The sequence below is a fragment of the Campylobacter sp. IFREMER_LSEM_CL2101 genome (assembly GCF_025771825.1).
Classification (GTDB): domain Bacteria; phylum Campylobacterota; class Campylobacteria; order Campylobacterales; family Campylobacteraceae; genus Campylobacter_D; species Campylobacter_D lari_C.
Window position 1 is genome coordinate 32,963 of the sequence record NZ_JAKMQZ010000008.1, and the last position, 12,721, is coordinate 45,683.

9 protein-coding genes are annotated in these 12,721 nt (G+C 28.3%); 5 read left to right on the top strand and 4 right to left on the bottom strand.

What is annotated here, in order from left to right; all coding sequences use genetic code 11:
* Window positions 1-44: 44 nt before the first annotated feature.
* On the bottom strand, window positions 45-2,249 hold the full coding sequence (pbpC, locus tag L8V88_RS05995) for a penicillin-binding protein 1C (RefSeq protein WP_263727239.1): 2,205 nt from the start codon (window positions 2,247-2,249) through the stop codon (window positions 45-47).
* Window positions 2,246-7,558, bottom strand: coding sequence for an Ig-like domain-containing alpha-2-macroglobulin family protein (locus tag L8V88_RS06000; RefSeq protein ID WP_263727240.1), 5,313 nt, complete (start codon window positions 7,556-7,558; stop codon window positions 2,246-2,248). Before L8V88_RS06000 ends, pbpC begins: the two co-directional genes overlap by 4 nt.
* Window positions 7,559-7,630: 72 nt before the next feature.
* On the opposite strand from L8V88_RS06000, the gene L8V88_RS06005 reads away from it, so the two are divergent.
* Both L8V88_RS06005 and L8V88_RS06010 read left to right on the top strand, forming a co-directional pair.
* On the top strand, window positions 7,631-7,993 hold the full coding sequence (locus L8V88_RS06005) for a hypothetical protein (RefSeq protein ID WP_263677494.1): 363 nt from the start codon (window positions 7,631-7,633) through the stop codon (window positions 7,991-7,993).
* Window positions 7,994-8,024: 31 nt separating this feature from the next.
* Entirely contained in the window at window positions 8,025-8,339 is a 315-nt protein-coding gene (locus L8V88_RS06010) for a hypothetical protein (protein ID WP_263675006.1), read from the top strand.
* Here L8V88_RS06010 and L8V88_RS06015 read toward each other — a convergent pair.
* A complete protein-coding gene (locus L8V88_RS06015; RefSeq protein WP_263727241.1) occupies window positions 8,336-10,207 on the bottom strand; it encodes a mechanosensitive ion channel family protein in 1,872 nt (623 codons plus the stop codon). The two genes, L8V88_RS06010 and L8V88_RS06015, sit on opposite strands and share 4 nt — an antisense overlap.
* Window positions 10,204-10,842 (bottom strand): carbonic anhydrase, encoded by a 639-nt coding sequence (locus tag L8V88_RS06020; RefSeq protein WP_263727242.1) that lies wholly within the window; start codon window positions 10,840-10,842, stop codon window positions 10,204-10,206. Before L8V88_RS06020 ends, L8V88_RS06015 begins: the two co-directional genes overlap by 4 nt.
* 158 nt (window positions 10,843-11,000) lie before the next feature.
* Here L8V88_RS06020 and L8V88_RS06025 point away from each other — a divergent pair, with 158 nt between their 5' ends.
* The 3 genes from L8V88_RS06025 (at window position 11,001) to frr (ending at window position 12,719) form a co-directional block, all read left to right on the top strand.
* Window positions 11,001-11,702 (top strand): Bax inhibitor-1/YccA family protein, encoded by a 702-nt coding sequence (locus L8V88_RS06025; protein ID WP_039619421.1) that lies wholly within the window; start codon window positions 11,001-11,003, stop codon window positions 11,700-11,702.
* 102 nt (window positions 11,703-11,804) lie between these two features.
* Entirely contained in the window at window positions 11,805-12,149 is a 345-nt protein-coding gene (secG, locus tag L8V88_RS06030; RefSeq protein WP_133319019.1) for a preprotein translocase subunit SecG, read from the top strand.
* A 12-nt stretch (window positions 12,150-12,161) separates the two neighbouring features.
* Window positions 12,162-12,719: a ribosome recycling factor gene (gene frr, locus L8V88_RS06035; RefSeq protein WP_257397221.1), complete on the top strand. Its 558-nt coding sequence runs from the start codon at window positions 12,162-12,164 to the stop codon at window positions 12,717-12,719.
* Window positions 12,720-12,721 lie beyond the last annotated feature (2 nt).

Here is a 12,721-nt window from a genome sequence, read left to right on the forward strand (position 1 = left end):
GGGGGGGGAATGGATTTTTAGCTAATAAAATTTATTATTTATATTTAAAATATATTAAAATTGATAAAATCATTTTGTCCGTTTTCGCTAATAATATTAAGAGTATATTTACCTTTTTTTAAATCTAAAGATAAACTTTCTTCTTTTCCTTCAAAAATCAATTCTTGATTTAAATACCAAAAAAGTTTTTCTTTTTTAGGATTTATAAGTTTAATTAACAATTTTTGCTTACTTTTTAAATCTTTTGGCAAAATGATATTAAGATTATTTAGCGGATATATGATTTTTAAATTTTGACTAGAACTTTGCAAATTTTGCTTTTCTTTTGCAAAAAAAGCTTGTGCATTAAAAGGTAAATTTAAAATAGTCTTTTTCTTTGCATGGATGAAATTTTCATCTAAAGAATCAACTTCTTTGTTTTTATACATAAAAACTTCCTTTAAAAATGGTGAAGTTCTTAAAACATTTGCACTTTGTGGGTAAAGTACTTCTTTAAAATCAAATTTATAATCATATCTATACCCTGTTTGATTTTCTATCTTAATAGAAATTAGATCACTAGGCTTTTCAAATTCTAAATTAACCCCATCAAGTAAAGATAAAAGCTCAAAAAACAATTCTCCCGCTATATTTACTCCATATAAATTTGCATTTGCTTCGCCATTAAAATTTCCAACCCATACTCCTAAAGTGTATTTTGGAGAAGTTCCTATAGCCCAAGCGTCTTTTCTGCCATAACTTGTGCCTGTTTTCCAAGAAATGATAGTATTAAAATCATATTGTCTTAAACCTGCTCTATCTAAATCCTTTAAGGTTTGTAAGGTTAAAAAGCTTGCTCCATCACTAATAAGTTTTTTATTTTCTTTAGTAAATGTATTTTCTTCATACAAAAGCTCTTTAAAGTTTCCATAATTTCCAAGCCCTAGATAAATTTTTACCATATCTTCTAAACTAAATTCTTTTGTACCCAAAATCAAAGAAAGTCCATATTTTTTAAAATTTTCATCTTCAAAATCTAAAATATCTTTGAGTTTATAAAAAAACTTCTCATACCCATATTCTGCAAGCAAGCTTACGAAAGGGATATTAAGTGATTTTTGCAAAGATTCTTTTGCACTAATAAAACCATGATATTTTTTATTTGCATTTTGCGGGGCAAAGTTAGAAAAAAATGTAGGTACATCAAGCATTAAAGATTCAGGCGCTATAAGCCCCTCATCTATGGCAAAAGCAAAAAGCAAAGGTTTTAAGGTTGAACCCACACTACGCTTTGCTATCACTCCATCAACTTGACCAAAACTTGTAAAATCATAAAAATCATTAGAACCTACATAAGCTAAAACTTTATTTGTTTTAGTATCTGCTAATAATATAGCTAAATTTTTTATACCCTTTTGCTCTAATTTATAAGAATATTCTTTAGCTTTTTCTTCAAATTTGATTTGAATTTTTTTATCTATACTAGAAATGATTTTTTCTTTATCCGCTAAAAGCCTACGCGCTAAATGCGGAGCTAAGTTTTTTCTTGCTTTAAAGCTAGGAAGTTTTTCAGCCTTTGCAAGAGTTAAGATATCTTTAGAAAAATATCCCTTTTCAAAAAGTCTATCAAGCAAAGCATTGCGTTTTTTTAAAAGCTTATCTTTGTTTTTTTCAAGATTAATCAAACCTGGATTATTAGGAAGCACTGCAAGCAAAGCTGCTTCACTCCAAGTAAGATCTTTTAAATCTTTTTCAAAATAAAACAAACCCGCACTTGCAACACCTACTAAATTTCCTCCATAAGGAGCATTGTTTAAATAAAGCTTTAGAATTTCATCTTTTTCGTAAGCACTTTCTAAAGCAAAAGCTTTGATGATTTCGTTAAATTTATTAAAATATGTGCGTTTATTTTGCTCTAGAAGTTTGATTGTTTGCATAGAAATCGTGCTTGCACCACTTCTTTTACTTGAAAAAAGATTATTTTTAAAAGCTCTTATAAGTGCTAAAAAATCTACTCCATAATGAGAATAAAAATTTTTATCTTCATACAAAATAACTGCATTTTTTAATTTTTGTGGTATAAAATCACTCTCTAAATGCCATTGTTCATTAGCATCTAAAAATACACTAAGAATTTCTTTGTTTTTATTAAGCAAAACCTTGCTATAAGTGCCTTTAAATAAATCCTTGCTATCAAAACTAAAATAAACTAAGCCTATGTAAAAACATAGGCTTAAAAAGCATATCGCAAGGCTTATTTTGATTTTCACTGCACTACTTTGACTCTTTTACTCTCACTTAAAGCTTTATAAGCATTATCATACATTGCTTCAGCATAAGCTCCACTCAAAGTATAAACACCTGGAGTAACAGCACTTAATTTCACAAAAAATTCTCTTGATTCATCAGAATATAAAGGAAAGAAATACATGATTTTATCATCTCTTATATCGACAAAGTCATAATAAGAATTTTTCACAAAATCAGGAGTTTCATCATCTAAAAGATCATGCACTATCTCCCATCCACTTGGTAAAATTTGAGTTAAAGCTATATTAGAAGCGCCTGGATAATTTTTATTTGATATTTTTAATTTCATATAAAAAATTTGAGAACTTTTTATAGCACTTTCATCTATTTCATTTCCATTTTCATCATAAAAACTTCTTTCTATATACATACGCTGCGCAAAAGGTTCAGCAATACCTTTTTTAATACCCTCTACTCCAAAATGTACATAAGTATCTTCTTTAGCTTCTATCAAAGCGCTGCCTTGATTAAACTCAAATTTAGAAAAACTTGTATTGAGCTTTTTACTCTCATCATTAATTTTTACTCTTGCATTGATAGTTTTAGAACTTTCATCACTAAAACTATTTGCCAAAGCATATAAAGCATAACCTGCACTTTGAGTGCTAAGCCAAACTTGGCTTTCTAAAGTTTTTTTAATATCATCTAATAATTCATCATTATCTTTACCATAGATTATTTTATACGCATTTGCAATAATAGCTTCATCTCTTAGAAAAGATCCATAAGTATGAGTATAATTAGCTTTTTCATCAGGCTTTGTGCTTAAATTTTTAGCTATATTTAAAGCTACCTCATCAAAACCTGCTAATTTATAAGCTGCGCTAAGTTGCCAGAGACTTACATTATTTAAGCTTTGCAAATAAGTACTATCTTCATAAATAGCATTCATTATGCTTAAATTTGGCTCTTTAGCTAAAGCTAAAAGATATAAAGAATTTATTCTAATTTCTTTATTTGTTTGAGCTTTTAAAACATAGCGTTTTTGATAATCAAGCCATGCTTTAAACATTCCCTCACTCACATAATAACCTCTTTCTTTGGCTAAAATCATAAACATACCCGCATAATTACTTCCCCAAGCATCAGAATCTTTAAGTCCTTGCCAATAAGCAAAGCCACCATTAGCAGTTTGAAAATTTGCGTATTTACTTAACAATGCATTGATATTGTTAATATTTTTTTGCTCATTTGCCCCTTGATCAAGTTTTTGTAAAAAAAGTTGTGGTAAAACTGCTGAAGTACTTTGCTCTATACATCCATAAGGATAATTTTGCAAGTATTTTAATCTATGATTTATATTTAAAATAGGCTTAGAACTCACACTTAAAAATGCCACTGGATTAATATAATCTTGTGTGATTTTAAATTCCATAGAAGTATTTGCAGGAATTTTAAAAGATTTACCCTCATAAGTAATGGTATTTAGCGCTTTTATATCAATTTGCGTATTTTGAGTATAGGTGTAATCTTTTGCATTTAAACTTAACTCTATTTCTTCTACTCCAAGCTTGTTTGAATTTACTTTTGCATTAACATAAATATCTTTGCTTTTTTCATCACCAAAGTCAATTAAAATTTCATCGTTTTCAAAATTTATGAGTGAATTTTTTGTTTTTAATTTAAGTTTTACATTTTTTACATCATCATCTACTTTAAATACTTGCACCAAAAGCTTAAACTCATCATCAAGCCTTAAAGCCCTTGGCAAAGTTTCAAGCATTACAGCAGGTGCGCTAACTTGGATATCTTTAGAAGCGCTGCCAAAACCTGCTAAGTTGTTTGCCACCACCATAACTCTAACCGAACCTAAGTATGATGGCATATTAAATTTTAATTTTGCATAACCATTTTCATCACTTTGTACTGGCTCTTGAAACAACACAACAGGTTTAAAGCGTCTTGCTTTTTCATCATTTTTGCTTTTATTTGCTCTACTTTCTAAGAAAACATCACCACCCGTAGTTAATACCTTAGAAGCATTAGAAATATTTTTAGCAATGATTTTATCATAGGTATCATATATGCTCATGTTAAAGCGTGTTTTTTGGTAAAAATATCCCCAAATATCTGGGGTTTTAAAAGCATTCACATCAAGCAAGCCCTCATCTACAATAGCTACAGTATAAGTATAACTTTGCTTGTTTTTACTTTGAATTTCTACTTCAAAATCTTGTTTTGGCATGATTTTATCCGGTACTTTTAAATCAAACTCGATTTTACTTTGCTCATCTACTACATTTAAAGGCACCACGCCAAAAAGTCTTAAAGCTCTATCGTTAGTGTATTGATCATAATCTTGAAGTAAAATCACACTCACATAAACATTTGGCATATATTCTTTAAGAATAGGAATTTCAACCTTTGTAATATCTTCATGTGTATCTATCACAAAGCGTTTTAAAACCTTTGCATTATCATTTAAAGTAACAATAGCTTTTGCGCCCTTAACACTTTCAAATTCAATATAAGCTGTTTCGTTTGGTTTGTATTCTTTTTTATCACTTTTAATCTTTAAAGAACTCACTATATCAGCATTACTTGGCGTACCAAAACTACTAATATAAAAAAACTCTCCTGTGCTTGTTTTACTTTGTACATCTTCAAGTTCTATGAACATTTCACCATGATATTCTTTTGGATCAAATTCTATTTTAACCGGTTTATCCTTACTTAAAATACTTCCTTGAGTAACGATTTGTGTGTTTTTATCTTTTTTGAGTGATTTTAAAAAATCATCATAATTATCATAATCCCACCACCAAGAATAATCATTTGCATAAATAGTATATTTAATTTCCCTATTTGCTATCAAATTCTCATCTAAATCACTTACAATGGCTTCAAAATTGATAATAGAACCTGAGCTTAAATAGTGATTTTTTAAACGCTTAATACCTACAAAATATTCATGCAATATTACTTGTGAATTTACAAGCGCTTCAACTGATCTTGAACCTTTTTCAAAAACCCTGGCTCTTATGCTAGCTTCTAAATTATATGGAGTATTTTTAAAAAAGTCATTTAAAGCAAATTCTTGCTTTGTAAAGCCATTTTCATCTAACATACCTTTTAAATTATCTTGATATTTTTGCACTAAAACACTAGGATTTGAAAAAATATATTCTGGGTATTTTGAATTTTTATATTCTTTTTTACTCACAAATAAATCAGCTTGATATTGTAAATTACTCGCTGGTGTTCCAAAAAGATATTTTGAGCTAATATTAAAATCTAATTTTTCATTTTCTTTTATACTTTTTGGAGCTTGCATAGATACTTTTATACGATTTGGCACTATATTTTGCACTAAAATTTCTTTATCAAAAATCGTATTTGCAAATTCAACCCTAGTTAAATACACTCCACTTAAAGCTTGTTGATCAAGTGAAACCTTTTTGTAAAAAGTTCCATTACTTAAAGGATCAAGTTTAATTTTATCTAAAAGCTTTTTATTGCGTGGATCAAAAAAACTTAAAAATATAGGGTGATTAACAGCTCCTTTATCATTTCTTGCAACCATAGTTAAATAGATATCATCACCTGGTCTATAAACCCCTCTTTCTGTGTAAATAAATACTTTATTTTGAGAAGTTAAATCAAAACCATCTACATCAAAACCATCATATAATAAAGGTGAGCTTAAACGTAAGATAGAAGCTTGTTTATCTTTTGAAGCAATGATAAATAAAGCTTTCGATTCATCAATATCATCAAAAACAGCCAAACCATTATCATCACTCATTTTAGAAGCTAAAACTTGATTACTTTTACTAATCACATCAACCTTAACCCCATCTAAAGCCTTTTGCGTAGTAAAATCTCTCACATCTACAAATAGCTTTTTGTTTAAATTTTGAGCAATCAAAGCTATATCTGAAAAAATTAAATTCTTACTTACTTTTGCTTTTTGATTAAAAAATCTATATTTTTTCCAACTCTCCATTCCCTCATCAAAAGCATAATCAACATCTTCTTCTTTAAAATAAAGCTTGACTATAAACACACCACTTAAATCTTTTAAACCATCTAGCACTATTTCATTTTCTTGCCATTGATTTTTAGTATTTTTTATATCAAAGTCTTTTTTTAACACTATTTCGCTAGTATAATCACTCTCTGAAAAAATATCACTATCATAATCACTTAAATTTTTAGCACCTTGAAGATTTTTATATCTTAAATATTCACTTAAATTATTTGAAAACACTTGATGAACTTCCAAATGAACCTTTTTAATATTCATACTCTTAAAAGCTATTTTTTTACTTGCTTTGCTAGATAAAAATACACCTTGATTTGTAAAACTTATAGCAGGTTCATAGTCTTTTAAGCTTACTTGAGTTTTATAATCTTCTTTTGTGCCAATTCCATCAGCACTTTTAATCCCTTGAGCAAGTTGAATTTCATAAGTTTTATTTGGAGAAAAATCACCTGTAAGTTTAATTTTATTTCCAAAAGCTAATGCTTTAAAATCTACTTTGGGAGTAATAAAAATCAATTCTTTTAAATTTTGATCTTGCGAAATATTTTGAGAAAAAAGTAATTCTATGTTTTTATTAACTATATTTGCATTTTGAAAAACAAATTCGCTCTTTGCAAGCAAAATATATTCTAAATCTATATTGTTTTCTAAACCTAAAATGTCTTTATTAAAAACCACTTTTACATTAGTATTAGTATTTTTAATACTCAGCGCTTTAGAATACACACTTGCCATATCACCTTGAATGATAATTTTATCTATTTGAATTTCTTTTTCTTGTGCAGTAATTTTAATAGCTTTTAACAATTCGTCTTTATCAAAAGTATAAAAACTTTGAACATTTAAAACTAATACACTCTCATCATTTGAAATATTTTGAAAATATCCTTTAATATCTAGTTTTTCAAAAGGAGTTTGGACTTTTAATTGTACTTTTTCATTTGCTAAAATATCATTTAAGTCTATAAAAATATCATATTTTTGATTTGCTTTTAAAGCTGTAAAAATATTTAATCTTGTAGGCGTTTCAAGCTCATATTTTACTTTTGTCTTTTGACTATTAACAACAATTTCTCTTTCTTTTACAACGCCTATTTCTTGATTAATAATATTAGTATTAAACTCTATAAAAATACTTTGTGTATTTTCATTAAAACCATAAGCTCTTATAGCAGAACTTTTATCCTCATTTTTAGAGCAAGCAAACAATAAACTTGCAAGCAAAAAAGCAAAAAAATAATGTAAAAATCCTCTCATATAAACCTCATTTAGTAAATTTTTCAAATTATATCTAAATTCACTCTTGCTTCACTCAAAAAATTATATAATTCTTGCATAAAAAATAAAGGAGAAAAAATGAAAAAGAAAATCGCTACATTATTAACGGCTTTAAGCCTTTCAAGTCTTGCTTATGCAGATGGAATTTATGGTGTAATAGTAGATGTAAATGATGGTGCAAAGACTATTTTAATTGACACTACTTATGGTCAAAAAATGAATGTAAAAATTCTACCAAATACAGAGATTGATATGGATGATTGTGGTATTTTTGGTATGGATAAATACGGCACTTTTAGAGATTTAAAAGTAGGAACTTTTATAGAAGCTGAAGTTTTCCATGGTTATGCTCAAACAACACCAAATCCACAAACACCAAATCAAGTTCAAAATATAACCGCTAAAGAAATCAAAATCGAATGCAAAAAAAGAGCTTATTAAGCAAAATAACTCCTAAAAAGGAGTTATTTTAATGCGTTTTTTTCTTATATTAATTTGCATTAGCACTTTTGCATTTGCCTATAAAGTTCAAGGTATCTTAAAAAACACCACTGCAAATACATTAAGCATTCAAACAAGTTTTGACAATAATTTAATCATCACGGTTTTACCCCAAACACGCATTGATATTTATAGCTGTGGAATTTTTGGAAGCAATAAAAAACAAGCTAACGTACAAGATTTAAAAAAAGGAAGTCTTGTTAAAGTTAAGGGTAGTAAAAATGGAAGTATTATCATCGCTGAGAAAATTATAGTAGAATGTGATGATCAAAGAAGAGCTTATTAAGATAATAACTCTTCTTTATCTTCTTTGTTGATTTTTTCTATATAAAGGCTTTGTGAAGGAAAAGCAAAGCTAAGCTTATTTCTTTCAACAATTTTCATCAACTCAAGCAAAATACTTTGTCTTGCCTCTCTAAAACCTGCAGCATCTACTGCTTTAGTATAAAAATATACTTCTATATCAATGGAGCTTGCACCAAAACCACTCACAGCCACATAAGTATTGTTTTTATACCCTTCTAAGTCATTTACTGAAACTAAATTTTGTCTGTATCTAGCACGGGTTCCACCATGATTTAGCGCACTATCATCAACTTGAGCTATCAAAGGACTAGTTGCTAATAAATATCTTATATCTTCTACACATTGTTCAAGTTGCTCAGGTCTTGCATCATAAGTTACACCGATAAATAATTTTACATGACGCCCTATTTTTCTTTTGCTCCAATTTTTTATATTTGTTCCCATGATGGTTGAGTTTGGTAAAAATACTAAAGAGTTATCAAAAGTTCTAATAGTAGTTTTTCTAAGTCCAATTTCTACTATAGTTCCTTCTACACCTGAAATTTCCACCCAATCACCTTGATTAAAACTATTATCAAAAAGCAAAAGCACAGAAGCAAAGAAATTTGCGATAATATCCTTAGCTGCTAATGCTACAGCCAAACCACCAATACCTAAAGATGCAATCAATGCTGAAATATTAAACCCTAAATGCGCTAAAACAAATAAAACAGCTATCACTATAATGATAAAATATAAAATTTTAATGATTAAATTTACTACCTCACGTTTGCCACTTTTTTCAGCTAGCTTTGCTACTATCACCATGCCATAACTATCAAAGATATTTATCACAAGCCAAGCAGTTAAAATAACATAAACAATTGATAAAATATTACCAATTCTTACATCAACAGGCGCAGGATAGTAAAAAATAGTAAAACAAATTCCTATAGCATAAGCAAACAAAAACCAACCCACTGGCCCTTGGAGCTTTTCTAGAAAATAAGTTTTTATTTCCATATTATCTGAATTTTTTCCAAGCAAGCGTATAAGTATAAAATACAAAATCTTTGCTAGATAAAACTTCAAAGAATAAAAAAAGACAATTACAACAATAGAAATAACTATTTTTCCAACATTTACACTACTAATAGAAATTTGTTCATTGATATAATTAATTGCATTTTGCAAGCCCAAACCTGCAAATAAAAAGTTAGTTTCAAGTAAATTTGCATTGTTTCTTAGATAAACTAAAATTTCATTATAAGATTTAATAGCATTTCTTAAATTATTTTCATTGATTTCTAAGGTTCTAAGCTGAGCAATATCATTAATTTTTTCTTTATCTAAGGTAAAATTAAACACCATATCTTCTTTAAGCACATCAATACTTTTATCAATAATGCTTCTTATAGTCTGACTTTGTGCTCCTTCGATAAAAACTTTTTCTAATTCAAAGATACATAAATAAAAATGCTCCGCGGAAGTTAAATTTAAAAGTTTGATTTTATTATCCACATAATCATAATATCTTTTTTTAGCTTGAGCATTTTCAACACTTTTTTGTAAAGCATTTTTAGTTTTTAAAAAATCTTTTGCTTCTTTATCATCAATTTTTTGAGATACCATTTTTAAAGGTAAAGTAGTTAAAATCGCAGCTTTTTGTTTTTCTATTTCTTTAATATTATCTTGAAATTCGCTACTATTTGTATCACTATTTTTAAAGCTTTCCAAAAGTAAATTAAGCTCTATATAATTTTGCACTAGGGCAAAAATACTATTTTTATTTTCTAAAATATTTTTTTCTTGCGCTTGCAAGGTATTAATAAATAAAAAAAATAAAACAATACTAATAATCTTTTTCATACTTTTTTTACCCTCTCTTGAATTAAAACAAAATTTTCAAAATTAAAATCATATTCATAAATTTCACCTGTTTCTATAATGTAATACCAAGCATGAAGTTCAATTTCTTTTTTATTTAAAGCCTCTTCAACACCTGGATAAGTTAATAAATTTTGCAAAGAATTTACCAAATTCATTTTTTCAGTCATCCAAGCACGCATAGCTAAATCATTACCCGCAACTTTTAAAACCTTATTTTTTATAGGCTCAAGTAAGGTAAGCCATTTTTTAACATTAGGCATATTTTTTAAATCATTTTTATTTGCATATAAAGCCGCACAGCCACCACAATTACTATGACCACAAACTATAATATTTTTTATATGTAAAGAATTAAAAGCATACTCAATAGCTGAAGTTGTTGCTAAAAAATCATCTCCTACTCTATAAGGTGGGACTATATTGCCTATATTTCTAACAACAAAAAGCTCCCCTGGCCCTGTATTAGTGATTAAATTTGGTATCACCCTTGAATCAGCACAACCTATAAAAAGCGTATGAGGATTTTGCTTGTTTTTTAAACTTTCAAAAAGCTCTGCATGCTCTTTAAAATCTTCTTGCATAAATTTTAAAGCACCTTCGATCAAGTCTTTCAAGAAAAGTCCTTTTTTGGTTTTAATAAAACATTATACTAAATTATTTTTACTTAAAATAAATCTATAAATTTATTTTTTGTTGTATTTTTATGTGGTTTTAATCTTTCATTTATCTTTTTTTTGTAAATTTTAGTTTTAAAAATTATTGGAGGATTTTAATGAGTCTTTATGATAGAGATTATTCTAACTCTAAAACTCAAGAATTTGAAGGTTATGCTAGAAGTGATTTAAGCATTTTTATAAAACAAACTTATCAGCTTTTTGCTGCTTCATTGTTAGCTGCAACAGCGGGTGCTTACATAGGAATTTTTGCCCTAGCGCATTTATTTGCACAATCTCAAGCAACTTTTTGGATTTTATTTATCGTTGAAATTGGTTTATTGTTTGCATTGCAATGGAAAAAAAGAGAAGCTCCGCTTAATTTAATTTTGCTTTTTGCCTTTACTTTTGTTTCAGGGCTTACTTTAACACCGCTTTTATATTCAGTTTTAGCGCTTCCTGCAGGGGCTAGCATTATTGCTCAAGCTTTTGCTTTAACAACAGTAGCTTTTGGTGCTTTAAGTGTATTTGCTATGAATACAAAAAGAGATTTCACTATGATGGGAAAAATGCTTTTTATAGCTTTAATCGTTATCGTAGTAGCTTCTTTAATTAATCTATTTTTCCAAAGCTCACTTGTGAGTTTAGCTATTTCTGGTATTGGTGCAATTTTATTTTCTTTTTATATCCTTTATGATACTCAAAACATCATTAGAGGAAATTATGAAACACCGATCGAAGGCGCAGTTGCACTTTATCTTGATTTTATCAACCTTTTCATCTCTCTTCTTAATATTTTAAGAAGCTTTAATAGCAGATAAAAATTTGCGAGATTTTTTCTCGCAAATTTTCTTTACCTCTTTCAAGTTTTTATCAAACTTTTTAAGTTAAAATACTCATTTTATTTTCAATAAGGAAAATTCATGACTACTCTTTTAATTATTTTGCAATTTGCAATTGTTGTGATTATTTGTATTGCAGTTTTATTACAAAAAAGTTCAAGCATAGGACTTGGAGCTTATAGCGGAAGTAATGAAAGTTTATTTGGAGCAAAGGGTCCTGCAGGATTTTTAGCTAAATTTACTTTTGTAATGGGTGTTTTACTTATTGCTAATACAATTGCTCTAAGCTATATGTATAATAATGCTAATTCTAACTCACTTGCTGAAAAAGCAGAACAAATTTTGCCAAAAGCACCTGAAACAAACACAACTAGCATTCCAGTTGCACCAAGTGCCCCAATTAGCGAAAGTAATACTAGCAAATAAAAAGGAAAAATCATGCTAAATGAAATTTATACCAAGCAAAAACAACAATCAGATAAAAGCTTAGAGGCTTTAAAAAAAGATTTTACCACTATAAGAACTGGTAAAGTAAATATCAATATACTTGATCATATTCATGTAGATTATTATGGTAGTGCAACCCCACTTAATCAAGTAGCAACAGTTTTAGCAACCGATGCTTCAACCATTAGCATTACTCCTTGGGAAAAATCAATGCTAAAAGCCATAGAAAGTGCTATAGCCGCAGCAAATATAGGAGTAAATCCAAACAATGATGGCGAAAGTGTAAAATTATTCTTCCCTCCTATGACAAGAGAACAAAGAGAAGAAAATGCTAAAAATGCCAAAGCTATGGGAGAGAAAGCTAAAGTAGCCATTAGAAACATTAGAAAAGACGCAAATGATGCAGTTAAAAAACTAGAAAAAGATAAAGCAATTTCAGAAGATGAAGCTAAAAAAGCTTATGATGAGGTTCAAAAACAAACTGATAGCTACACAGCAAAAGTAGATGAATTAGTTAAAAATAAAGAAGCAGAACTTTTAAAGGTTTGATA